We start from the raw sequence: 22,686 nt of genomic DNA, 5'->3' as shown, positions 1-22,686 counted from the left end.
TATAAGCAAATCATCATTGCTGCGGGTGAAGGTGCTAAAGCCTCTTTATCTGCCTTTGATTATATTATTCGTTCTGGACAATAAGATATTTCATTTAAATTCTCTATTAAAAAAGCCTTTTATCTTTACTGATAAGAGGCTTTTTTAATGATCATTTTTTCATTAACAATTTTAAATATTTTTTTCTCATGATTTTGTTTATATTGCCAATATCCATTGTTATGGATTTAAAAAATAATAGGTTAAGAAGGTAAAACAAATGAATAAATTACTTGTTGCTTTAGGTCTTGCTGCTACCGTTGCACTTGTGGGTTGTAATAAAGACAAAACTCCTGAAACTGGTGCCTCTACTGGTGAACATTTAGAAAATGCTGCTGAGCAAGCTGGACATGATGTTGCAAATGCAACTGAAAATGCAGCTAATGCAACTGCAACTGCTGCTGATGCGACTGTAGATGCTGCTAAAGATGCCACTGCTGCAACTGCTGGTGCTGTTGAACAAGGCGCTGCTAATGTAAAAGATGCTGCTAAAAACTAATATTTTCATACTATATAAAAAACTCCCACGGGAGTTTTTTATAATATTTGTGCAGCTATCATATTCATCTCATTTATTATAAAAATAATTTAATCAAAATTACTGATTTAACTCATCAATTATTCTCAATATATTGCTCAATAATATATGTATTATAAATCTATGATCTCGTAATTAGTCGCTTAAATTCTCTCACTTACTCAGCTTTTTATACTTCTCCTATGTCTATTGTTGCTGCAAAATCTGACCGATCGAATGCCTCGGTTTGGGTCGCTCTTGTTCTTTTAATTCTAGGTACTTTCGGTGCTTATTCCGTGGTTGGGCTGAATCAAGCCTTATTATTTCTTATCGGTGGTGCTTTGGGCATGACTCTCTATCACGCTTCTTTTGGCTTTACCTCAAGTTGGCGTGTGTTTTTAAATGAACGTCGTGGTCGTGGACTTCGTGCTCAAATGATCATGTTGGCGCTTGCAGTATTGCTATTTTTCCCTGCATTAGGCGCTGGTGAATTATTTGGTCAATCTGTGCAAGGTAATGTCAGTCCTGTCTCCATGTCTGTCATGATTGGTGCTTTTATCTTCGGAATCGGCATGCAACTCGGTGGTGGTTGTGCTTCGGGTACACTTTATACAGTCGGCGGCGGTAGTGCCCGCATGGTGATTACCCTGATCTTCTTTTGTCTGGGTTCATTGATTGCGACAACACATTTACAATGGTGGTTTGATTTACCACATTTCGCACCTGTTTCACTGGTGACAAGTTTAGGTGTTGTGCCTGCATTACTGCTCAATTTCGTGATTTTCGCAGTGATCGCATGTCTGACCGTTTACTTTGAGAAAAAGCGTCATGGCTCACTTGAAGTTGAAAAAGCAAGCTCTCATCAGGGTTGGTTCCGTTTTTTACGTGGTCCATGGCCTTTGATTTGGGGTGGCATCATCTTAACTTTATTAAATTTTGCCACACTTGCTTTGGCAGGTCGTCCATGGGGCGTGACCTCTGCTCTGGCGGTCTGGGCAGCCAAATCTGCAAGTCTACTTGGGGTTGATGTTGCTTCGTGGGCATATTGGCAAATGCCTGCCAATGCTAAAGCACTTTCTCAATCTTTATGGTTTGATATTACCTCAATGATGAATTTTGGCATCATGCTCGGTGCTTTATTGGCAGCAAGTCTTGCAGGTAAATTTGCACCGAACCTGAACATTCCGAAACGCTCCATTATTGCTGCTGTTGTTGGTGGTTTATTGTTGGGTTATGGCGCACGTTTGGCGTATGGATGTAACATCGGCGCTTACTTCAGTGGTATTGCTTCAGGCAGTTTGCATGGTTGGTTATGGCTTGTTTTTGCCTTTTTGGGTAATGCTATTGGGGTAAAAATTCGTCCATTTTTCTTTCCCAATGAAAAACCTCAAGCAACTAAACTTACAGGTTGCTAACTGTTGTATAGGCTGATATTAAAAACTTAAATATTCAGTCCAAATGTTAAAACTTTAAGTCCTCTTGATTTACATCAAGGGGCTTTTTTTATATCCATTCTTAAATCAGTACAGCTCATCTATTTCAGCTTATACATTTGATATATCTGTCAAGAAAAGCTCAAAAATGTCATGCATTTTACAGCGGTCTAAAACAACATATTATAAGATGTATTTAATATATATTTTCATAAAAAATACTGAGTATAATTTGCTAATTTTCTTCAGCTTGGGCAAAGTAAAATAAAATATACGGAGCACATGGATATGACATTATTGGAACAATTGGGGATTCAGCATCCTATTTTACTTGCTCCAATGGCAGGGGTTTCCACACCTCAACTCGCTGCTGAAGTTTCGGAACAGAATGCATTGGGTTCCTTAGGTCTTGGTGCAAATACGGTTGAAACAGCACGTCAGCAGATTTTGCAAACACAAGCTTTAACCCCAAAATCATTTCAGGTAAATTTTTTCTGTCATGACAGTGTTGAAAGTGACAGCGCAGCCAATCAAGCTTGGATTGATTACTTAAGCCCTCAATTTGCACAACTGAATGCTGTACCGCCAACAGAATTACAATGCATTTATCCAAGTTTTAAAGACAATGATGATTTTCTGAATTTGTGTCTGGAGACTAGACCTAAAGCAGTCAGTTTTCATTTTGGTATTCCACATCCACATCAGATTCAAAAGCTTAAGGATGCAGGTATTGTGACCATGGTTTCAGCTACCAATCTAGTTGAGGCTCAAGCCATCGAAGCGGCAGGGATCGATGTAATTATTGCTCAGGGTGTAGAAGCTGGTGGGCATCGTGGTATTTTCAATCCATCCATTGATGCTGCCATTAAAACTTCGGATCTGGTGCAGTTGATTAAAAAATATTGTAGCCTGCCGATCATTGCGGCAGGTGGCATCATGAATGGTCAACAAGCCAAAGCCATGCTGGCACTCGGTGCAGACGCAGTACAACTTGGCACAGCATTTGTACAATGTAAATCATCCAATGCCAATGCAGCTTATCGTCAAGCCTTGTTTAATCAGCCTTTGACTCAAATTACAGCCACCATTTCAGGACGTCCTGCCCGTGGTTTAATAAATCATTGGCATGAACAAATTGATGTTCCTGATCGGGTTGATCTTGCACCCTACCCTTATGCTTATGATCTTGCCAAACAACTCAATGCACTGGCAAGTAAACAAGGTGATTTTGGTTATGGTGCATTTTGGGCGGGTACAAATGTTGCGCAAATCCGTGCATTGGAAGCTCAGGATTTAATTAATCAGTTGGTCGTGGAAATCAATCACGCTTAATGCTTAGGCTAAAATTAATCATATTAAATGAATCTGTCACGATCAATCGACACAAAATGATTCATTATGTTGCTGCCATTACCTGAATCATTTGTGCTTCTGAGCATTACACAGGAGGGAGTTTATTTTCATTTTTTACAATGTAAAATTATTCCCTTCTCTTTTTTTAAACAAAATAATCAATCACTTCGCCTGTCAATTTAACCGCACTTATGTCTCAGTTGATCACTCGATTCAATCTGCATTTAAACCACTATTATTAAGATTAACTTAAAATCAATCACAATATTTACATCTTAATTTTGCCAAAATAACAAGAATTATCAATGTAATTGTTTAATTTTAATTATCAAATATTTATCAATAAAAATAGCGCAAAGAACTATTTTTAGACCTGAATTATGCCGAACAGATATTGACCATCATTCAACTGAAAAATAAAATCCGCTCACAATTGAAATGATAATGATTATTAACAATCTTACGTCTATCAAAAATGTAGACGAAGCCTTCTGGGGAAGATATGAAACGAATTGGCTTGAGCATCATCATACTTGGACTGTTCCAAAACAGTTGGGCAGATGAAAACCTTTTTGGTTATGTAAAAGGTGCTGAAACTTTACCTAAAGGTGGACAAGAGCTTTATCAATGGGTGACCAATCGCAGTGATAAAGGTGCGGGACACTACTCTGCTTTTGATTATAAAACGGAATATGAACGCGGAATCACCGATAAATTTAATGCTTCCGTTGCCTTAAAAGCTATGTCATTGGACACCTCTGGCATTGTCATTGATGGTTATATGCCTGAAGACAAAAAATTTGCATTCAAAATAAGTGGTGTGGAATTGGGTGGAAAATATAATTTCCTGAGCCCTGTAAGTGAAACCGTGGGACTTTCCAATCAATTTGAACTCAGCTATTCCACGATTGACCCACATTCAGGTCAGGACAAAGATACACTCAGCTTTGAAAATAATTTAATTTTACAAAAATACTTTATGGACGCAAGTCTGGTTTGGGTTGGCAATCTTATGTTTGAAGGTACCTATGCGAAACGCAGTCCAATCAATAATTTACCTGAAAATTTTGAATGGCCAACCAAACCTGAAATGGAGCTTGAACTACAGCTTGGAACAGGTCTGAGTTATCGTTTTGCCCCAAACTGGTATGCAGGTGCTGAAACACAGTATGAAACAGAGTTTGAAACCGAAGTTGGGCAAGAGCGTTGGTCATGGTTTATGGGACCTTCTCTACACTATGGCTCTAAGGATTATTGGCTGACTGCAACATGGTTTCCACAATTACGGGGCGGGCGTGAAAAATTTGATGAACAGGATGATCGAGATCTGCACTTGATTGAAAAAACAAAAAATGAGTTCCGCTTAAAGTTTGGTTATAACTTTTGATTTAACAGTCGAGATATCAATATGAAATGGATGCCTTATGCAACAGCGCTGCTGAGTATTAGCCCGATCGTTGCACATTCTGCAGTTTATCTGAGTGCAGAACAAGCACAGAAACTGATGTTCCCAAACCTTGCACTAAAAAAAATACTTATCCATCTCAGTGAAGATCAACTCAAAAGCCTCAAAAAATCCTCTGGAATTTTTTATCCCTTCAAAGCTGATTAGGTTTATAAAAGCAGTGATGGAGGTTGGTTGGTCATTGATCAGGTATTGGGTAAACATGAAATGATAACCTATGCTGTTGCGTTGACCGCCAAAGGTGCGGTCAAACAAGTTGAAATTCTGGAATATAATGAATCTTATGGTGGACAGGTTCGTGATGCAGCATGGCGTCAACAATTTGTGGGTAAAACGCTGTCCTCACCTGTTGCCTTGAATAAAGACATTAAAAATATCAGTGGTGCCACCTTATCTTCTAAACATGTCACAGATGGGGTCAAGCGTATTCTTCAGTTTCATCATTTGGTATTAGCAACATTAACAGTATAAGAGCCAAACCTTTATTGGGCACCATGGTTGAAATCAAACTGTATGATGACTTCATGCCTCATGCGGCACATTCAATCATCGATCAAGCATTTGCCTGTATTGAAAAAGTTCAACAATTGATGAGCTTTCATGATCCTGCAAGTGAGTTATCACAGATCAACCGCAGTGCTTTTCAACAAGCGGTGCGGGTTCATCCATGGACTTATGCTGTTTTACAACGTGCTCAACGGGTATTTACAGCCTCTTCAGGCATATTTGACTGTGCTGTTGCCAATACTTTGATGGACTGGGAATTGTTGCCTACGCATCTCCCTATCGTAAACCCTGAAAAAATGAATTTGTCACAGGCACATTTACATTGTCTTTCTGCCAATAAGATACGGTTTACAGCTCCAATTGTGCTCGATCTGGGCGGCATAGCCAAAGGCTTTGCGATTGATATTGCGATTTACTCCCTGCGTAAACATGGCGTGAAAAATGCAGTGGTCAATGCAGGTGGAGATTTACGTGTTTTAGGGAATATTGCTGAACAAATTTTTATTCGAGATCCTCAGGCTCCTCAGCAATTATATGTCTGTGGAGAATTGGCAAATGGTGCGATTGCCACTTCTGCCTGCTATTTTTCCAAAGCCAAAAATCAAGGGCAATGGATCAATGCTTTGGTCAACCCATATACACGCCATGCATTGGATACCGACCACAGTTTTAGTGTGATCGCACCAAATGCCTGTATTGCCGATGCACTGACCAAAGTTGTTGCGATCACTCAAAATCTACAACACCCCTGTTTGCCTTTATTTTCGGCACAGGCATTCATTCTATAAATTGATTTGGTATTGCCATGACATTTAGCTTAAAAATTCCGTTTCTGCAACGCTACTTGCTCTATTTTATCTGGCTGATTCTTGCGCTAAGCGGACTCTATTTTGCATATACGCAGGACTGGAAAATGCAAGATCCGAGCGATTTTACAGTCAATGTACTAAAAACACATGGTATTTCGGCAGCCATTTTTTTAGTGATTTTCGGCTCAGTCATTGCTGTACATATCCGTATTGCACTAAATTTAAAGCGGAACATGCTCACAGGCTTAAGCATGCTTGTGTTGATGAGCATTTTAGCGCTGACAGGAACACGTCTATACTATAGTCCTGAAGAATGGCATGAAAATATCAAATGGACACATATTTGGCTTGGTTTAATCTGCATTATTTGGTTGCCACTCCATATATGGATGGGTATTTTACTGAGAAAATCTAAAAATATAGCTTAAAATATCAGCTACACTTTATATTTACCTCTTGATTATTCTGCTTGCAACTCCATCAACATATACACCAAATCAAGCTCGGGACAGCCATAACCCAATGCAGTCATGGCAGCCGTGATTTGCCCACGATGATGAGTGCCATGATTAAACACATGCAGCAATGTTGCAGCAAATGGCAAACACATCGCCTGTCCTGACGCTGTTTTATAATTTAAATTGCCCTGCAATACCGATTCATCCAATTGATTTAACCATATCACCCAATGATTTGACTTCTGCCTTAAATCATTCAGCAAAAGGTTTCTATCAGAATGAACGATTTGATTCAGCGCTGAAACAGGAGATTGGTTCAAGGCAAATCTTGCATACCACAAGCGATGTTCACCCAAAAGCAAATGATTGAGCGTGCCAAAAATACTGTTAAAAAATAACCCCGTATCCTGATAAAAATGTTGATCTGAAACAGGCTTTAAGGCTTCCACCAAACGTTGTGTTGCCCATACATTATATTGAGCAAGTAAAAGTAAATTTTCTTTAGAATTTATCATCAACATCCCATCTATTTATACTTGCTAAAGTTTTATATTTGAATAAAATACACACAAAATTTCTCTATTTTACATTTTTATCATGATGAATCTAATTGTTTGCCAAGCGGTAAATCATTTTCCACTTGTTTAAATCAGTTTTTTAATTTTCAAAAACTTGATTAAATTTTTAAGTGAGATTCATTATGCCTGCATATCATGAAATTCGTGCAGTATATGACCGTGACAGCATTACGGTCTATCAAGCCTATAACAAACAGATCGCGCAACTTGCCTTTCAACAGCAAAAATTTGTTTCTCCATTTTCATTTCAAAGAATGACATGGATTAAACCGTCATTTTTATGGTTGATGGGACGCAGCAATTGGGCAAATAAATCAGGTCAGGAACATATTCTTGCGATTCGTATCCCACGTGATTTTTGGGAAATATTGTTGAGTCAAAGTGTACATACCGATCCAAGTTTATTTCACCCCCAACACGATCAACCATGGCTAGACATATTTGAGCAAGCGCAAGTGCATATCCAATGGGATCCTGAACGTAATTTGAAAGGTGCAAAATTAGAGCATCGCAGTATTCAGATTGGCATCAGTCGTTTTTTAATCCATTCATTTAATAATGCAATTCTAAGCATAGAGGATATCAGTCCAAAGGTGCAAAAAATGGCTCAATTTCGTCGTGAAGGTCAATATAAACATGCGGAAAAATTATTGCCAAAAGAGCGGATTTATCCTGTGAGTGCCTCACTCAAAAGGCATTTAAGTATTTCTTAAAATTATACGCTATGAAAAATGGGAGTAAATTTACTCCCATTTTCAACTATAATATCAATATGATTAAGCACCATATTTTCGTTGTAAATAATTTATAATTGCTTCAGATTCAAATATTTTTGCCCCTGTATTTGGATCTTCAAAATAAGGCACTTGAATATCTTTTTTCACACGCCCCATAACAGAGACAATCTTTTCACGCTTTCCGCCTTTTAGTGCTTCGTATTTACCTGGTTTCAAACGTAAAATCGAAGGACCTTGATCTTGCCAGCGCTCTTTTGCCACATTATGAAATACAAATGGAATCTCAAGCTCTGTTAAAACACCACGTACTACACGTGTATATGGGCTTGCTTCAAATCCCCAGAGCTGAACCAACTGCTCAGGTGCACTACGATTAATAATTTTTTTATTGATCCAAACGCCACGCGCGCCATTAATTAAAGTACCTGCAAATGCAACCAATGGAAGTTTTGGATAATGTGTATATTTTTTTGGTGTTTTTCCTGATTTACCGTAATTTTTAAACAAATATTGGATAATATCTTGTGATTCATACAGTTTTTCACCTGTATTTTCATCTACAAAAAATGGAAATTGTGCTTTTCCACCCAATTCTTTTACAATTTTACGATATTTTGTGCCGCCCTTAGGACAAGGATAAACTTCATAGTCTAGATTCAATAGTGTCATCACTTCACGAACCCGACGACAAAATGGTGAACCTTCAAATTCATAGAGCTTTAATGCCTTTTCTGGCTGATTTGGAAATGCTGTTCCATTTGCACCACGACCACCTTCTGTAATGGCTGAAGCTAAAGCTTGTACAACTTTAATTTGATGATGTACCATTTTGCGATCCTTTGGGATGACCCTATTTTATAAATCAACTAATTTTTCTTTTGAAACAATAATTCCGTTGTTATCTACATAGATATATTCTTCAGAATTAAAGCTTACATTACCAAAATACAGCGTAATATCAACCTCTCCAATGCCTTTACGATTACTTTTTTGTGGAATTGAAGCCAATGCATGTACGCCTAAGTCAAGCTTTGCTAAAGCATCAACATCACGCACACAGCCATAAATTACAACACCATTCCAGTGATTTTTAACAGCAGACTCAGCAATCATATCGCCCATCAATGCACAGCGCATAGAAGCACCTCCATCAACCACCAAAACTTTTCCAGTTCCATCTGTAGCCAATAATTCCTTAACACGTGAATTATCTTCAAAACATTTTACAGTCACAATCTGACCACCAAATGTTTTACGTGCGCCATAACTTTTAAAGAACTTTCCATCTAAAGATGGAATTAAAGTTTGAATGGCTTTTTCAGGGTTATCATCTAATAAATCACAAGTTACAAAGGGTACTGAAGTCACTTTAATTCTCCATTATTTGGCATTTTGTATGCTTAAATTATCATATATTTCAAATTGATGAGTTTGATTTTGCGCAGCCTCGACCATAGTATGAGCCACTTGCTCGGCTGTCACAGGTTTATATTTAAACGTATTTGGTATTAAATGTGAAAATTTTTGATAGGTCTTTTGAGAGATATCTTCTAAAAACCGTTTTTCGTTGCGCTCGCCCAATAATAATGATGGACGAATAATCGAAACACGCATTAAACCAAGTTTCTCAATATATTGTTCCAATTCTCCTTTAACACGATTATAAAAAATTGAAGAAGATGGATTTGCGCCCAAAGCACTCACGAGCAGCAAATGAGTTTCGGTGCTTTCCAATAAATCAGCAAAATGTGCATTGATCTCAAAATCAATATTATAAAATGCTTGTTTTGATCCTGCTTTTTTAATGGTTGTACCTAAACAACTAAATGCATGACTATAACCATTTACATCTTGATCATTCAGCAATAAAAAGTCATCTAAAAGTAACTGATCTACTTTAGGGTGTTTTGCAAAGGCATCATCTTTTCGACGCACAACAACTGTTATTTTTTCACAGCAAGTTACTTGGTTGAGTTGTTCAACCAGACAACGCCCAACTAAACCTGTTGCACCAATAATAATTGCATTTTTAATCGAATAAGCCATTTTTTAATCAATCTCCTGAATTTATTACTAATCTAACGTTTTATTTAAAAAGTTTCTGCATCTATAATGTTGCCAAAGCAAGTCAAGACTTGACTTTAGGCTGTGCTTTAATCACAATATGGCACTTGTTTACGGGCTGGTGATAATCCTCTGATGTTGGTTTTCAGATGTGGTTTCAGCCCGCCCAGACCAATCTAATTCAAGGAGTGCACGAGTGGCAAACTCTGCTCAAGCAAAAAAACGTGCTAAGCAAAACGTAAAAGCGCGTAAACACAACGCAAGCTTACGTTCTATGGTTCGTACTTACATCAAGCGTACTATCGCAGCTATCTCAGCTGGTGAATATGCTGCTGCAACTGAAGCTTATAAAGCTGCAGTTCCAGTAATCGACCGTATGGCTGATAAAGGCATCATCCATAAAAACAAAGCAGCTCGTCATAAGAGCCGTTTGAATGCACAAGTTAAAGCATTAGCTAACTAAATTGTTGCATAGAAAAGAGCCCTTTTTAGGGCTTTTTTTGTGCCTGAAATTTACTGATTTACCATTGAACTTGAATGACATTTGAACGTATAAAACCCCTTAAATAATGTCCCGTCATTACACGACATTGTAATGGTTGCTTTAATCGTTCTTTATTTTGCCAATGATTTAACTCAAGCTCTATTTGATAAATATATTTTTGCTGTTTTGCATCAAATCGTGCAGGTGTTTTTCAATCAACCCGATATATTCTGCTCCTGTTGGCGTATATGACCATGCTGTTAAATTTAATTTTTTATCATTTGTACAAAATAAACGGCTATTTATTTCAAAAAAACCACGTGTTCCAAAATCCTTGGAAGATTGTAGATGAATGATTATTTTCTGTGGATCCTGTTGCACTTGTTGTAATCGAATAACAGACTGAGGATAAACTCGCCAAACCTGCCATCCAACAATAAACAAAAGAAAACAGCCTAAATATTGTATGGTTTTATTTTTAAATATTTTCATCTCATTTTTAAATCATATCCGTTAGCATTTTTCAAAAATGAGTAAATCTTGTTATCCACTCAATACATTGCATAGTAATTCTATATAAATTATTTACATTTATAAAATTTTCAATATCTAAAATAACAACTTATAGAATGAATCTTTCATACAAATATAAATAGATAAATTACAACACTCTCTTAAAAAATGATCTAATTTTCCAACTTTTGAAAATCTCGAATAGACAATTGATTGACCTCACCACGCCAAATCCATTTTAAAAGACAATCCTCAAATGTATCACCCTCAAACCAGACAAATAGACCTTCCATCATTTGCGGCCAATCGACTTTAGTAACATGATGACGACCTGAAATTACCGCAATAATAGCCGCTAAAATCGTATCATGGCTTACAGCAAGGCTTAAACCCTGCGCATTTTGTGGATGCGTGTTATAAATCAACTCTAAAACATCAACCACCCCTGAGATAGGATGCTTCATGCCCGGTAAAGCATTATTCACAAAGCTATTAATAAAACCTAAAGCACCTTGTTTTTGAAAATAAGGGGCTGCTTGCTTAATATCTAAAACAAAACTTCCTGGCTCTACAAGTAAGCCTTGCTCCACAATCTCGATACGATGCGTATTATGGGGTTGGTTAATTAAATCAGCACCTTCTATCATCAGTGCTGCTGTATCAACACAACGTTGAATTGGGCTTGAAATACAATGCTGAATAATACGATCTGTCTGCTCTGTCAAATAAGCACCCCATGATTGCGCCAGATCTCGCCCTTGGGTAGTCAATTGCAAATCATAGCCTGCTAAGCCCTGCCCATCTACAATTTCACGAATCGAATGTCGTGTAAATAAAGTGACAGGTGTTTTTGTATCAGGCAATAAATCAATCGCTTTCAACATGCTTTTAGGCAATAGCTCAAGTGCCATACAGACTCAATATTTATCTTTTCATCATGCCTCACTATACCATGAGATACAAAACACTCAATCTTAGCCTGTCACGTTTGTAAGCGCCGCTAATGCAATTTTTTGGTTTTCCTGATCTCGGTATGCAATAAAACCATCATTAAGCACTGTTGCTCGTTGATTATAAGTAAATGCCTGAGCTTTTAGACTTACCAGTCCCCCACCGATACTTTCTAACAAGCCCTGTCCTGCACTTGTATCCCATTCTGAGGTTGGATGAAAACGTGGGTAAATATCGATTTCACCTTCAAGCATCATACAAAATTTATAAGCACTACCCGCTTCACGCTTAATGACTGGCGTTTCTTGCTCAATATAATCAATATATTGCTGATATTTAGGATTTTTACTGCTATGACTTAACCCCACTTGAATTGCATCATTCGCGATATCTTTAAATTTGCTATAACGCAACCATGTCTGTTGTGAAAATGAATATTTATAAGGAAGTTCAGTCAAATAGCCAACGTACATGACTTGCTCAGTTGGCACAGCAATCAGAGAGAAAACCGTTTGATGATTTTGAATAAGACTCAGGTTAATTGTAAATTCATCTCGTTCGTGAATAAATTCTTTGGTTCCATCTAATGGATCAAGCAACCAGCATTCTGTCCAATGATGACGTTCAGAATGATCATTTTCTTCTGATAGCACAGGAATATGAGGGGTTAAAATCGCCAATTGTTGTAGTAAAAATGCATTTACTCTTAAATCTGCTTGTGTCACAGGTGAATGATCATCTTTTTCATGAATATTAAACTCGCGCCCTGCACAATAATTTTGGTATTCTTCTAACAGTATTTGAGTTGCCTGTGCCAAGATTGGGACTAATTTTAAAATTTGCTCATCTTGCGGTGCTTGAGTTTTAATAAACATGGATTAAACCTATTTTTATGTCTGATTGTATAAAACCGATTATCATGTTTGATATGGACGGTACGCTTCTTGATTTGGCTTTTGATGATCTGATCTGGAATCATCAACTTCCAGAACGTCACGCAGCCACGCATCAATGCTCACTCGAACAAAGCCATCACACTTTACACGAATTTTATCAGCAGCATAAGCATACCTTATTATGGTATTCCTCAAAGTATTGGACTGCAAAAGTTGGTGTTGATGTACTTCAACTACAAGCTGACTTTCAACATAAAATCGCACCTCGTCAAGGTTGCTTTGAATTACTTAAACAATTAAAAGCACAAGGCTATCGTTGTTGGTTAGTGACCAATGCAGATCGCGCAGGACTTCAGTTAAAACTTGAAAATGTTGATTTAAGCCCTTATTTTGAAGTGATGGTGAGTAGTGAAGATATTGGTTATGCCAAAGAATTTGTAGAATTTTGGCAAATTTTACAACAGCAACATCCTTTTGACCCTCAACATGCGATGTTGATTGATGATACTACGCCTGTATTACAGGGTGCTGAAAAATTTGGCATTCAACGCCTAGTTACGATTCGTCAGCCCTCAAGTTTAAAAGCAGCACGCCATGTCTTAGAACTTGAATATCCATCTATTAATGACTTAACTGAACTTTTACCTTTATTAACGCAAGACCAATTGAAGGATGTCGATGTCAAAACAGCCTAAAAATCAGCAAACTGAAAATAATCAAAATGAAACAACTCGTGCAGATAAATGGCTTTGGGCTGCGCGCTTTTTCAAAACTCGTTCTATCGCAAAAGATGCAATAGAAGGTGGCAAAGTTCATCATAATGGTGAACGTATCAAAGTATCCAAAGAAATTCGAGTTGGTATGGAACTGACCATTCAACAAGGTTTTGATAAAAAAACGGTTCTTGTCAAAGCATTATCGAATGTACGTGGTGCTGCCCCCATTGCTCAACAACTTTATGAAGAAACTGAGCTGAGTATTGCACGTCGGGAATTGATTTCAACCCAAAGAAAATTGCATAATCTTGCTCGACCTGAGCATCGACCAAGTAAAAAAGACCGCCGAGAAATCAGCAAATTTAAACAAGAAAATGATTCAGGTTATGAGCAATCTTGGTCATATCATGATGAATAAAATCTAAAATTGCCTGCGCGACATCTTATGTCGTAGATAAGCGATTTTGCATAGATTCATAGATAATTTTCTGTCACTATTGCTTCTGTGGACGAAGATCAAATTTAAAGACATCCACTTAAGATAGTAGTGATATAGACATAGTTTTGAGGTTTCAAGATGGATGATAACAAAAGTAAAGCGCTAAATGCTGCATTAAGTCAAATTGAAAAACAATTTGGTAAAAACACAGTCATGCGCTTAGGCGAAAATACCGTACAAGCCGTTGAATCTGTTTCTACAGGCTCATTAACGCTTGATATTGCATTAGGTATTGGCGGCTTGCCAAAAGGTCGTATCGTTGAGATTTATGGTCCTGAATCTTCAGGTAAAACAACCATGACTTTACAAGCGATTGCCCAATGCCAAAAAGCAGGTGGAACTTGTGCTTTTATTGATGCTGAACATGCACTTGATCCACAATATGCACGTAAACTTGGTGTAGATATTGACAATTTACTTGTGTCTCAGCCTGATAACGGTGAGCAAGCACTTGAAATTGCAGATATGCTTGTACGCTCAGGTGCAATTGATATGATCGTAGTCGACTCAGTTGCTGCATTAACACCTAAAGCCGAAATTGAAGGTGAAATGGGTGACTCACATATGGGCTTACAAGCGCGTTTAATGAGCCAAGCATTACGTAAAATCACAGGTAATGCAAAACGTTCAAACTGTATGGTGATTTTCATTAACCAAATTCGTATGAAAATTGGCGTAATGTTTGGTAGCCCAGAAACAACAACTGGTGGTAATGCACTAAAATTCTACGCTTCTGTACGCCTTGATATTCGCCGTATTGGTCAAGTCAAAGAAGGTGATGAAATCATTGGTTCAGAAACGCGTGTGAAAGTGGTGAAAAACAAAATGGCACCTCCTTTCCGTGAAGCACTGTTCCAAATTCTATATGGTAAAGGTGTGAACCATTTAGGCGAGCTGATAGACCTTGCTGTTGCACAAGATATCATCAATAAAGCAGGTGCTTGGTATTCTTATAATGGCAATAAAATCGGTCAAGGTAAAAATAACGCGATTCGCCACATGGAAGAAAATCCAGACATGGCAAATGAGATCGAGAAGCTCATTCGTGAAAAACTACTCACCACTTCAAATGCAGCACCTATAACAGAAGAGCTAGATGAAGAAGCTGAGTTTTTAGATGCTTAATACTGATTCATGAAATCAAAAAGATGAAACGCCCACAACGGGCGTTTTTTCTTAAGCGGTAATTGCACTACAATTTATGTTCCTAATTTGAGGATTTTATTTTTTATTATGACTGCACCTAAATTTCCCAAAATGCTCAATTACACCGCATTAAAACAGCAGTTTTCTGAAGAAGAAAATCTTGTTCCCGCCCCTCCATCAGAAACACATTTAAATTTTTCCGCAGAAAAGCAAACCAAAGCACAAGAAGGCTTAACAGGAACTCGACTACGTTCTTATGCTTTTGCAACCCTCACACGTAAAGAATATTCCAAAGCAGATCTCATTGAAAAATTATGTTTATATGCAGCCAACAGAGATGAAGTGATTGAATTAGTCGATGAGTTAGCTCAAGAAAATTACCAGAGTGATCAACGTGTTGCAGAAATGACAGTACGCAGTCAAGTACGACAAGGCAAAGGTCCAAATCGCATTAAAATGGCTTTACGTCATAAACAATTAGATAAAGACTTGGTGACAGAAGACTTAACTGAAATTGACTGGTACGAACAAGCATATCAGCTTAAAGTTAAAAAATATGGAACTGAAGTTGCACAAGATGCCAAAATCAAAGCAAAACAAATTCGTTTTTTACAATATCGAGGCTTTGAAATGGATGCGATTATGAAAGCGATTCGTAGAAAGGTATCAGAAGATTAAAAATAAAATGATGAATTTAAAATTAAAAAATGATAATAAAGGAATAATTATTTTAGAATATGGTGGCAGCCCTACTAGCAAAACCTCGGCACATCGTATTTCTGATACCGTTGCTACCTTCCGGTCCTGGCGGGGTTTTCAGAGTACAATTGCGAAGCCACCAGCAGGGCTACCATTGCAAGAACAGAGTATAGAGATTTTTTAACATCTTGCAAGTGAACATTTCTATTTTTCTTATTTTTTATGACTGTTTGATTAATTCATCAGCAATATGAATAAAAACAGTATTATAAATTTAGTTTTTGCAGTCATTTCTTCATATTTCAGCAAAATAAAGCCCTTTTTCAAAGAAATGCTAGAACATTGTAAAAGTATCTTGCTTTTCCCCGCTGAGCCGTTTTAAATAAAACCCATTCTCTAATGATATGACTATTTCTACACTAGAAATAAAGTCAATAAAGTGACTTTTATGGATTCTACATTATGCTAAAAAAGCAGGCTCTCTTTTCTATCGCACTTTTAACTTCTGCGACTTTATATGCTGTCCCAATCGAATCCAGAGGGTTAAGTGGTCAAAATGCAAGTGATGTAATTGGTCCAGCAGCCCCAATTACAGGCAATATGAATTGGGATTTGATGCAAAAGAACCAACAATTAGAAAATCAAATTCGAGAATTACGTGGCAAACTTGAAGAACAAGACAATGCCATTGAACAACTCAATAAAGAACTTTCCAATCGTTATACAGACTTAGACCAACGTCTTGAGTTAATGGCACAGAAACTAGAAGCGGATACAGAGTCAACGGATGAAACCCCTTCTGATGAGACCACTCCAGAAGAGCAAAAGCCTACAGAAAATCAATCCAATGAAACCGCACCTATAGCAACCACACCCAAGAATCAAACTCCAACAGAGCCATCTGTACAAGGTGAAGGAAATACCAGCAGTGCTCAGGATTTAGAAAAAGCAGCTTACTCCATTGCATTAGAAGCTTATAAACAAGGAGGAGCAAAAAAAGCAATTGAACCGATGCAAAGTTTTATTAAAAACAACCCAAACAGTATTTACACAGGAAATGCTTATTTTTGGTTAGCCGAATTCAATCTTGCGATTGACCCACCTAACTATGAAGAAGCTAAAAAAAATTATGAAGTTGTGGCAGCAAAATATGGGAATTCATCAAAAGCCCCACGTGCCCTCTATCGTCTTTATAGTATTGCAACAGAAGTAAATAAAAACCCACAAACAGCAAATGTCTATAAAAACAAATTACTCTCTGCTTTCCCTGATTCAGAAGAAGCTAATTTTTTAAAAAATAGTTAAAAAAATAGGCATAAATCTCTAAAAATAAAAAAGACATCCTAAGATGTCTTTTTTATAGCATTTCAAATTATCAATAACTCAACGCACAATACCACGTTTTGATTGAATTAAAGAATCTAATAAAAGCTGAGCTTCGGGTACTTCAGGAAGAATTTCTTCTGTAATTTTAGCAATCGCTTGTTCAGTCGTTAAATTTTCTTTATAAATCAATTTAAATGATTCACGTAAACCCTGAATCACATTTTTCGACCAACCTTTACGACGCATACCTTCGACATTCATTCCAAAGGCATGTGCTGGATTGCCTGAAACCATCACATAAGCAGGCACATCTTTTAAAATGAGTGAAGCACCGCCAATCATGCTATACGAGTCAATTTTACAAAATTGATGAATACCTGAGTTACCACCAACAATCACATAATTACCAATATGAACATGTCCTGCGATACCGACATTATTCGCAAAAATATTGTGATCACCAATTTGGCAGTCATGTGCAACATGGGTATTAACCATCAAGAGATTATGGCTACCTATTTTAGTAAGCCCATGATCTTGAACAGTTCCTCGATGCAAACTACAGTGTTCTCGAATTTTATTTGAGTCACCGATCTCTAACCAAGTTTCTTCACCTTGATACTTAAGATCTTGGCAAGCTTCACCAACACTCGCAAATTGAAAGATTTCATTGTCTTTACCAATACGAGTGAACCCTCCTACCACCACATGAGAATGCAGTTTAGTTCCTGCATCAATGGTTACATTGGGTCCAATAATACAATATGGTCCTATTTCCACATCAGATGCAATCTGTGCAGAAGAATCAATAATAGCGGTAGAATGGATTAGATCTGTGTTGCTCATGCCTGCTCTAATTTTTGATGAGAGATGATAATTTCAGCGGTTGCTGCTACCATGCCGTCTACACTAGCAGTACATAAATATTTGTAAATGCCACGTTTTTGCATAAGTAATTCAGATTTTAACACGAGTTGGTCGCCTGGAACGACTTGTTTTTTGAAACGTACTTTCTCTGCTCCAGCAAACAAAAATAATGAACCAGGTTTTGGCTTCTCATTATTCATAATAAAACCAAGAACACCAGACACTTGTGCCATCGCTTCCACGATCAGAACACCTGGCATAATTGGATAACCAGGGAAGTGACCTTGCATAAATTCCTCATTGATCGATACATTTTTGTACCCAACAATGCCATTTTCCGTTACTTCAGTTACACGGTCTACAAGCAAAAACGGATAACGATGTGGTAAATACTCACGAATCGTTTGGGTTTGCATAGGTAATTCAGGAACCGTAAAAGGTAGAGGTTTAGACTCAGTCATAATTATTTACGCGACTTTAAAGTTGATTCAATGGACTCAATTTGAGCCTGCATATGATCTATTTGTTTAACTAACTTGGTCAATGGCACATCTGCTAATTGTCTTAAACGTACAACCGTTCTTTTCCACTTATTTGTTTCAAATTGCCCAGTCCCTGAAGAATAAGAACCAGCTTCAGAAATACTCTTTGAGACCATTGACATTCCTGTAATTGTCACATTATCAGTGATATTTATGTGACCTACAACACCTACTGCCCCTGCAAATACACAGTTTTTGCCAATCACCGTACTTCCCGCAATACCACACTTCGCAGCAATAGCTGTATTTTCGCCAATTTGCACGTTATGTGCGATTTGCACAAGGTTATCAATAATAACACCATCATGGATGATCGTATCGTCCAAAGCACCACGGTCTATACTACAATTTGAACCAACACGAACATCATTACCAATGCGAACAGAACCCAATTGAACAATTCGATTCCATTTTCCTTGATAAGGTGCAAAACCAAAACCTTCTCCACCAATCACGGTGTTCGAGTGAATACGCACACGATTTGCAAGTTTAGATTTACCTGTAATCATCACATGAGAATCAATAAAGCAGTCTGCTCCTACTTCAACATCATGATCCAAATGAACATGTGATTGAATGACGGTATTATCGCCAACCACGCAATTCTCACCAATCACCACATAATGACCAATATAAGCATTTTCAGCAATAATAGCTGAATCAGCTATCTGCGCAGTCACTTCAATACCGCGTTTTAACACCTTATCTTCAAAATGATGCGTTAAAATTGCAAAGGCTAAATAAGGATGATCGACAACAATGAAGTTTTGATGATGGCTGAGCTGGTCTTTTAATGCAGCAGTGACAATTAATACTCCAGCTTTCGAAGCTTGTGCTTCTTGCAAGTATTTCTCGCCATTTACAAAGGAAATATCTTGAGCCTGAGCTTGCTCTAAACTTGCTAAAGCAGCGACTTTGAATTTAGATTGACCAATTAGCTCACCTTGAACAAGTTGAGCTAATTCATCGAGATAAAATTGATGAGATGTCATTGATTATTTAATTGCATTAACCTTTTGGATCATTTTAGCAGTTAAATCATTCTTTGCGTCATAAGCCAAAGCAGAGTTTTTATTCAAAACCATATCTAAACCGTTCTCTTGGCGCAATTGTTCAGCAGCTTGCTTCACACGTGCTTCAAAAACAGTATTCGTTGCCTGTATTGTTGCTTGCGCTTTACTTTGTACACTTTGCTGAATCGTTTGATACTCAGTCACTTTTGCTTGGTATTGTTTCTGAATTTGTTCTGGATTCGCACCTTTTGCTTGTGCTTGCTGCTGTAAAGACTGAATATCTTTAGAAATCTGCTCAAGTTTTGCTGTTTGTGGCTTAATTGTCTGCTCTAAACTGGCATTTTGTTGTTTTAAATATGTACTACCTTCAACAACTTTTTCAATATCAACAACACCGTAACCTGCTGCATTTACTAAGCCAGCAAAACCCAAACCAACAATAGCACCGACTATTTTTTTCATAATGTTCCCTTGGTAAATTTCTGATTTCATCATATCAAGAACTGATCGAACTTAGAAAGTTCGACCAATTTCAAATTGAAGCTCTTTAGTTTCATCACCTGGTTTATCATTCAATGGGAATGCATAACTCAATGATAATGGTCCAATCATTGTGATCCAAGTAAAGCCTACACCGACGCTATAACGCATATTGTCTGGCTCAAAACCAAAATTGTCTTCACAATATTTTTTAGCATTCACACCTGTACTATTTGAACCAAAGTACAAAGTTGAATCTGATTTAATATTACATTGGGTGTCAAAAACTTGCGCACCTTCAGCAAAGATTACAGGACGAACCTGACGTGCCCAATCCCCTTTAAATGGTAAAGGTAAAGCCAATTCAGTACCAAATTGTACTAAAGCATTACCGCCGACTTCTTCATAGTCATAATCTTTGGTCTTGGTTTCGTTATAAGCAACCCCAGGATAATTAGGACCTAGAGTACTATTATCATAACCACGTACCGAGCCATAACCACCCGCATAGAAGTTTTTATAGAATGGTAGATCATTACCATAACCTAACTTACCATAACCACGCAGTACAAAGTCTTTACCTAAAGGTAAGAAAGCTTGCGCGTCATAAACAATTTTTTGATATTCAACATCACTGCCCGGTAAAGCAACTTCTGCGTTAATACGATGTGACATACCACTAGTTGGGAAAATCGGACGGTTTAATGTGTTATAAGACCAACCAACGTTAAGACTATACGTTAAAAAATCACCCTCAAAGGCATTATTATAAGTGATTTCCTCAACCTTACATTTCATCCCTGTAATAATATCTTTACCTGTTTCAGGATCTTTCTCAGTAATGTCTTCCATTTGAGAATCACCCTTTTCATCCAAAGGACAATAGCTTGAACTACCTGTTGCCTTACCACCATTTGATAATAAATAATCACGTACATAGGTAGAAACATATGGACCTGTTGTGACTTTGGTACTATCAATATTTAAACCAGCACTAATATTCTGATTTTCATCAATTGGATAGCCAAAGTTAATACCACCACCAAAACTGTCTGTGACATAGTTATTAACGTTATAGTCATTATCTAACTTTGTCTTGCGGTAGTACATATTATAACCACGACTAACACCATCAATCGTAAAGTATGGGTCAGTCACACTTAAGTTATAATAGTCTTGAGTTTCAGAACGAGATAAATCGATAGAAACACGATTACCTGTACCTAAGAAGTTTGTTTGGCTTAAACCTGCTTGGAATGTCATACCACCATTTTGTGAGTAACCCACAGCTAAAGTACTTGTACCTGAATGCTGCTCTTCCACTTCAATATTTAAGTCAACTTGGTCTGGTTGGTTAGGCAAACGTACAGGTTTTACATCAACTTTACTGAAAAAGCCTGTGCGCTCTAAACGTACTTTAGACAATTCAATTTTTTCATTGCTTGCTAAAGCACCTTCCATTTGACGCATTTCACGACGTAAAACCTCATCTGCTGTTTTAGTATTACCTGTAAAATTAATACGACGTACGGTTACTTGTTGACCTGGATTAACATAATAGTTCAAGTCAACAGTATGTGTTTCACTATTAATTTCAGGTACAACATTCACTTCAGTATAATAATAACCAGCATTACCATATTTACGCAGCAGCAACTGTTTTACAGCATTTACTTTTTCTTGTGAATATGTTGTACCGTCTTTATAAATTTGTAATGCCTTTAATTCATCTGGCTTATATAAAGCATCACCTAAAAATTTTGACTGACCAAATTTATACTGCTCACCTTCATCAACAGAAACTTCAATGAAAATGTTTTTCTTATCTTCACTAATATTTAAATTTGAGCTATTAATATCAAAATTGATATAGCCTTTATTTAAGTACAATGCACGCAAAGCTTCCAAACTTGCTGACATTTTTTCACGTGCATAGCGATCATTACGTGTAATAACAGACGCCCAGCCACTTTCTTTTACAGCGAAAGCACGCTTAATATCATCATCTTTAAATACGGTATTACCAATAATATTAATATCAAAAACTTTTGCAGGTTTACCTTCGTTGAAATTAATATTTAAATCAACACGGTTATTTGGACGTGCAACTGTTTCAACCGTAATATCAGAGTCATAACGACCTTGCTGTGAATACTGCTGTTCTAGCTCGGTTTCTAAAGTTTGCAAAGATGACTTTTTAAGCACTTCACCTTCAGACAATCCCATCTTTTTTAAGCCTTCTTCTAAAGCTTCTTTTGGAATGAGTTTATTGCCTTTTAATTCAATTTTAGAAATAATTGGACGTTCAACCACTTTGAAAACTAAAACATCATTTTCCTTAGTTGCTTGAATATCATCAAAGGAATTTGAGGCATACAATGCACGAATTGCGTCCGCAATTGCAGGATCATTAATACGATCCCCACTATTGATGGGCAACAAAGCAAGCACATTACTTTGGGTTAAACGAACTAAACCATCTACACGAATGTCACGCGCAATGAATTCATCTGCTGCATGTACTTGCTGTACTGCTGCCATCGCACTAACGAGTGCCAAGGGCATAAATAAATGTGAGTGCTGCATGCCTATTA

27 protein-coding genes, 1 other RNA gene and 1 pseudogene are annotated in these 22,686 nt (G+C 37.3%); 16 read left to right on the top strand and 13 right to left on the bottom strand.

All coding sequences use genetic code 11. From position 1 onward, the window contains the following. From HX124_RS03415 to HX124_RS03375, 9 genes and pseudogenes are all read left to right on the top strand, one after another. Positions 1 to 84 (top strand): annotated as a pseudogene (locus tag HX124_RS03415) (FAD-dependent oxidoreductase); the annotation flags it as partial. Between the two features lie 175 nt (positions 85 to 259). Continuing rightward, positions 260 to 538, top strand: a complete 279-nt coding sequence (locus tag HX124_RS03410) for a hypothetical protein (protein ID WP_286381937.1) — start codon at positions 260 to 262, stop codon at positions 536 to 538. 221 nt (positions 539 to 759) lie between these two features. Further along, on the top strand, positions 760 to 1,971 hold the full coding sequence (locus HX124_RS03405; protein WP_286381936.1) for a YeeE/YedE family protein: 1,212 nt from the start codon (positions 760 to 762) through the stop codon (positions 1,969 to 1,971). 306 nt (positions 1,972 to 2,277) lie between these two features. After that, entirely contained in the window at positions 2,278 to 3,321 is a 1,044-nt protein-coding gene (locus HX124_RS03400; RefSeq protein ID WP_286381959.1) for an NAD(P)H-dependent flavin oxidoreductase, read from the top strand. A gap of 523 nt (positions 3,322 to 3,844) precedes the next feature. Next, a complete protein-coding gene (locus tag HX124_RS03395) occupies positions 3,845 to 4,729 on the top strand; it encodes a DUF6662 family protein (protein WP_286381935.1) in 885 nt (294 codons plus the stop codon). Positions 4,730 to 4,750: 21 nt separating this feature from the next. Further along, a complete protein-coding gene (locus HX124_RS03390) occupies positions 4,751 to 4,954 on the top strand; it encodes a hypothetical protein (protein ID WP_286381934.1) in 204 nt (67 codons plus the stop codon). 27 nt (positions 4,955 to 4,981) lie between these two features. Further along, positions 4,982 to 5,278, top strand: a complete 297-nt coding sequence (locus HX124_RS03385; protein ID WP_286381933.1) for an FMN-binding protein — start codon at positions 4,982 to 4,984, stop codon at positions 5,276 to 5,278. A 23-nt stretch (positions 5,279 to 5,301) separates the two neighbouring features. Continuing rightward, a complete protein-coding gene (locus HX124_RS03380) occupies positions 5,302 to 6,102 on the top strand; it encodes an FAD:protein FMN transferase (protein ID WP_286381932.1) in 801 nt (266 codons plus the stop codon). Between the two features lie 17 nt (positions 6,103 to 6,119). Next, entirely contained in the window at positions 6,120 to 6,551 is a 432-nt protein-coding gene (locus tag HX124_RS03375; RefSeq protein ID WP_286381931.1) for a hypothetical protein, read from the top strand. 32 nt (positions 6,552 to 6,583) lie between these two features. Here HX124_RS03375 and HX124_RS03370 read toward each other — a convergent pair whose 3' ends face one another. Next, entirely contained in the window at positions 6,584 to 7,096 is a 513-nt protein-coding gene (locus HX124_RS03370; RefSeq protein WP_286381930.1) for a DinB family protein, read from the bottom strand. Between the two features lie 185 nt (positions 7,097 to 7,281). Here HX124_RS03370 and HX124_RS03365 point away from each other — a divergent pair, with 185 nt between their 5' ends. After that, positions 7,282 to 7,872 carry a DUF4291 domain-containing protein gene (locus tag HX124_RS03365; protein ID WP_286381929.1) on the top strand — a complete coding sequence of 197 codons (591 nt, stop codon included), beginning with the start codon at positions 7,282 to 7,284 and terminating at the stop codon, positions 7,870 to 7,872. A gap of 63 nt (positions 7,873 to 7,935) precedes the next feature. Here the strand turns inward: HX124_RS03365 and HX124_RS03360 are convergent, their stop codons facing one another. The 3 genes from HX124_RS03360 to HX124_RS03350 are packed head-to-tail and all read right to left on the bottom strand — an operon-like array spanning position 7,936 to position 9,942. Beyond that, positions 7,936 to 8,724, bottom strand: a complete 789-nt coding sequence (locus HX124_RS03360) for a glutathione S-transferase N-terminal domain-containing protein (RefSeq protein WP_107009277.1) — start codon at positions 8,722 to 8,724, stop codon at positions 7,936 to 7,938. Between the two features lie 27 nt (positions 8,725 to 8,751). Beyond that, on the bottom strand, positions 8,752 to 9,264 hold the full coding sequence (rraA, locus tag HX124_RS03355; protein ID WP_286381928.1) for a ribonuclease E activity regulator RraA: 513 nt from the start codon (positions 9,262 to 9,264) through the stop codon (positions 8,752 to 8,754). Between the two features lie 12 nt (positions 9,265 to 9,276). Next, the gene (locus HX124_RS03350) at positions 9,277 to 9,942 is read right to left on the bottom strand and encodes a Rossmann-fold NAD(P)-binding domain-containing protein (RefSeq protein WP_286381927.1); all 666 of its coding nucleotides are present in this window, start codon (positions 9,940 to 9,942) and stop codon (positions 9,277 to 9,279) included. A gap of 214 nt (positions 9,943 to 10,156) precedes the next feature. On the opposite strand from HX124_RS03350, the gene rpsT reads away from it, so the two are divergent. Next, positions 10,157 to 10,423 carry a 30S ribosomal protein S20 gene (gene rpsT, locus HX124_RS03345; RefSeq protein ID WP_107009274.1) on the top strand — a complete coding sequence of 89 codons (267 nt, stop codon included), beginning with the start codon at positions 10,157 to 10,159 and terminating at the stop codon, positions 10,421 to 10,423. 180 nt (positions 10,424 to 10,603) lie between these two features. Here the strand turns inward: rpsT and HX124_RS03340 are convergent, their stop codons facing one another. The 3 genes from HX124_RS03340 to HX124_RS03330 form a co-directional block, all read right to left on the bottom strand. Further along, a complete protein-coding gene (locus tag HX124_RS03340) occupies positions 10,604 to 10,936 on the bottom strand; it encodes a hypothetical protein (protein ID WP_286381926.1) in 333 nt (110 codons plus the stop codon). Between the two features lie 194 nt (positions 10,937 to 11,130). Further along, positions 11,131 to 11,868 (bottom strand): histidine phosphatase family protein, encoded by a 738-nt coding sequence (locus HX124_RS03335; RefSeq protein WP_286377104.1) that lies wholly within the window; start codon positions 11,866 to 11,868, stop codon positions 11,131 to 11,133. 63 nt (positions 11,869 to 11,931) lie between these two features. Continuing rightward, on the bottom strand, positions 11,932 to 12,783 hold the full coding sequence (locus tag HX124_RS03330) for a 3'(2'),5'-bisphosphate nucleotidase CysQ family protein (protein WP_107009271.1): 852 nt from the start codon (positions 12,781 to 12,783) through the stop codon (positions 11,932 to 11,934). A 17-nt stretch (positions 12,784 to 12,800) separates the two neighbouring features. Between HX124_RS03330 and HX124_RS03325 the strand changes: the two genes are divergently transcribed. The 4 genes from HX124_RS03325 to HX124_RS03310 all read left to right on the top strand — a co-directional run bounded on the left by HX124_RS03325 (position 12,801) and on the right by HX124_RS03310 (position 15,843). Beyond that, positions 12,801 to 13,499: an HAD-IA family hydrolase gene (locus HX124_RS03325; RefSeq protein ID WP_286381925.1), complete on the top strand. Its 699-nt coding sequence runs from the start codon at positions 12,801 to 12,803 to the stop codon at positions 13,497 to 13,499. After that, positions 13,483 to 13,938 carry an RNA-binding S4 domain-containing protein gene (locus HX124_RS03320; RefSeq protein WP_286377101.1) on the top strand — a complete coding sequence of 152 codons (456 nt, stop codon included), beginning with the start codon at positions 13,483 to 13,485 and terminating at the stop codon, positions 13,936 to 13,938. Before HX124_RS03325 ends, HX124_RS03320 begins: the two co-directional genes overlap by 17 nt. A gap of 159 nt (positions 13,939 to 14,097) precedes the next feature. Further along, positions 14,098 to 15,144, top strand: coding sequence for a recombinase RecA (recA, locus tag HX124_RS03315; protein WP_286381924.1), 1,047 nt, complete (start codon positions 14,098 to 14,100; stop codon positions 15,142 to 15,144). 108 nt (positions 15,145 to 15,252) lie between these two features. Next, positions 15,253 to 15,843 (top strand): regulatory protein RecX, encoded by a 591-nt coding sequence (locus HX124_RS03310; protein WP_286381923.1) that lies wholly within the window; start codon positions 15,253 to 15,255, stop codon positions 15,841 to 15,843. Positions 15,844 to 15,912: 69 nt separating this feature from the next. On the opposite strand, the gene ffs is transcribed toward HX124_RS03310, so the two are convergent. After that, positions 15,913 to 16,009: signal recognition particle sRNA small type (gene ffs, locus HX124_RS03305), an RNA gene on the bottom strand. Between the two features lie 314 nt (positions 16,010 to 16,323). Here ffs and HX124_RS03300 point away from each other — a divergent pair. Then, entirely contained in the window at positions 16,324 to 17,169 is an 846-nt protein-coding gene (locus tag HX124_RS03300; protein ID WP_286381958.1) for a YbgF trimerization domain-containing protein, read from the top strand. 78 nt (positions 17,170 to 17,247) lie between these two features. On the opposite strand, the gene lpxA is transcribed toward HX124_RS03300, so the two are convergent. From lpxA to bamA, 5 genes are read right to left on the bottom strand one after another with little or no spacing between them, the layout of a single operon-like run. Next, complete coding sequence (gene lpxA / locus HX124_RS03295) at positions 17,248 to 18,036, bottom strand: acyl-ACP--UDP-N-acetylglucosamine O-acyltransferase (RefSeq protein WP_107009265.1); 789 nt, start codon at positions 18,034 to 18,036, stop codon at positions 17,248 to 17,250. Beyond that, positions 18,033 to 18,518: a 3-hydroxyacyl-ACP dehydratase FabZ gene (gene fabZ / locus HX124_RS03290; RefSeq protein WP_107009264.1), complete on the bottom strand. Its 486-nt coding sequence runs from the start codon at positions 18,516 to 18,518 to the stop codon at positions 18,033 to 18,035. Before fabZ ends, lpxA begins: the two co-directional genes overlap by 4 nt. Before the next feature lie 2 nt (positions 18,519 to 18,520). Beyond that, positions 18,521 to 19,591, bottom strand: coding sequence for a UDP-3-O-(3-hydroxymyristoyl)glucosamine N-acyltransferase (gene lpxD, locus HX124_RS03285; RefSeq protein WP_286381922.1), 1,071 nt, complete (start codon positions 19,589 to 19,591; stop codon positions 18,521 to 18,523). Between the two features lie 3 nt (positions 19,592 to 19,594). Continuing rightward, on the bottom strand, positions 19,595 to 20,074 hold the full coding sequence (locus HX124_RS03280) for an OmpH/Skp family outer membrane protein (protein WP_107009262.1): 480 nt from the start codon (positions 20,072 to 20,074) through the stop codon (positions 19,595 to 19,597). Positions 20,075 to 20,125: 51 nt separating this feature from the next. Beyond that, positions 20,126 to 22,678 (bottom strand): outer membrane protein assembly factor BamA, encoded by a 2,553-nt coding sequence (bamA, locus tag HX124_RS03275; protein ID WP_286381921.1) that lies wholly within the window; start codon positions 22,676 to 22,678, stop codon positions 20,126 to 20,128. Positions 22,679 to 22,686 lie beyond the last annotated feature (8 nt).

It is taken from the genome of Acinetobacter sp. 226-1 (assembly GCF_030329325.1).
In the GTDB taxonomy this organism is placed as follows: Bacteria; Pseudomonadota; Gammaproteobacteria; order Pseudomonadales; family Moraxellaceae; genus Acinetobacter; species Acinetobacter sichuanensis.
Note: the sequence above shows the minus strand (reverse complement) of the source record. Positions and strands in the feature narration are given on the sequence as shown.

Excerpts from the sequence above, each read along its gene's own strand:
- HX124_RS03280 (WP_107009262.1), bottom strand. The coding sequence starts at position 20,074 with ATGAAAAAAATAGTCGGTGCTATTGTTGGTTTGGGTTTTGCTGGCTTA.
- HX124_RS03370 (WP_286381930.1), bottom strand. The coding sequence starts at position 7,096 with ATGATAAATTCTAAAGAAAATTTACTTTTACTTGCTCAATATAATGTA.
- HX124_RS03350 (WP_286381927.1), bottom strand. The coding sequence starts at position 9,942 with ATGGCTTATTCGATTAAAAATGCAATTATTATTGGTGCAACAGGTTTA.
- bamA (WP_286381921.1), bottom strand. The coding sequence starts at position 22,678 with ATGCAGCACTCACATTTATTTATGCCCTTGGCACTCGTTAGTGCGATG.
- HX124_RS03330 (WP_107009271.1), bottom strand. The coding sequence starts at position 12,783 with ATGTTTATTAAAACTCAAGCACCGCAAGATGAGCAAATTTTAAAATTA.
- HX124_RS03320 (WP_286377101.1), top strand. The coding sequence starts at position 13,483 with ATGTCAAAACAGCCTAAAAATCAGCAAACTGAAAATAATCAAAATGAA.
- HX124_RS03340 (WP_286381926.1), bottom strand. The coding sequence starts at position 10,936 with ATGAAAATATTTAAAAATAAAACCATACAATATTTAGGCTGTTTTCTT.
- HX124_RS03335 (WP_286377104.1), bottom strand. The coding sequence starts at position 11,868 with ATGGCACTTGAGCTATTGCCTAAAAGCATGTTGAAAGCGATTGATTTA.
- recA (WP_286381924.1), top strand. The coding sequence starts at position 14,098 with ATGGATGATAACAAAAGTAAAGCGCTAAATGCTGCATTAAGTCAAATT.
- HX124_RS03375 (WP_286381931.1), top strand. The coding sequence starts at position 6,120 with ATGACATTTAGCTTAAAAATTCCGTTTCTGCAACGCTACTTGCTCTAT.
- HX124_RS03400 (WP_286381959.1), top strand. The coding sequence starts at position 2,278 with ATGACATTATTGGAACAATTGGGGATTCAGCATCCTATTTTACTTGCT.
- HX124_RS03360 (WP_107009277.1), bottom strand. The coding sequence starts at position 8,724 with ATGGTACATCATCAAATTAAAGTTGTACAAGCTTTAGCTTCAGCCATT.
- lpxA (WP_107009265.1), bottom strand. The coding sequence starts at position 18,036 with ATGAGCAACACAGATCTAATCCATTCTACCGCTATTATTGATTCTTCT.
- HX124_RS03405 (WP_286381936.1), top strand. The coding sequence starts at position 760 with ATGTCTATTGTTGCTGCAAAATCTGACCGATCGAATGCCTCGGTTTGG.
- HX124_RS03380 (WP_286381932.1), top strand. The coding sequence starts at position 5,302 with ATGGTTGAAATCAAACTGTATGATGACTTCATGCCTCATGCGGCACAT.
- HX124_RS03325 (WP_286381925.1), top strand. The coding sequence starts at position 12,801 with ATGTCTGATTGTATAAAACCGATTATCATGTTTGATATGGACGGTACG.
- HX124_RS03410 (WP_286381937.1), top strand. The coding sequence starts at position 260 with ATGAATAAATTACTTGTTGCTTTAGGTCTTGCTGCTACCGTTGCACTT.
- HX124_RS03390 (WP_286381934.1), top strand. The coding sequence starts at position 4,751 with ATGAAATGGATGCCTTATGCAACAGCGCTGCTGAGTATTAGCCCGATC.
- HX124_RS03310 (WP_286381923.1), top strand. The coding sequence starts at position 15,253 with ATGACTGCACCTAAATTTCCCAAAATGCTCAATTACACCGCATTAAAA.
- HX124_RS03395 (WP_286381935.1), top strand. The coding sequence starts at position 3,845 with ATGAAACGAATTGGCTTGAGCATCATCATACTTGGACTGTTCCAAAAC.
- lpxD (WP_286381922.1), bottom strand. The coding sequence starts at position 19,591 with ATGACATCTCATCAATTTTATCTCGATGAATTAGCTCAACTTGTTCAA.
- fabZ (WP_107009264.1), bottom strand. The coding sequence starts at position 18,518 with ATGACTGAGTCTAAACCTCTACCTTTTACGGTTCCTGAATTACCTATG.
- HX124_RS03365 (WP_286381929.1), top strand. The coding sequence starts at position 7,282 with ATGCCTGCATATCATGAAATTCGTGCAGTATATGACCGTGACAGCATT.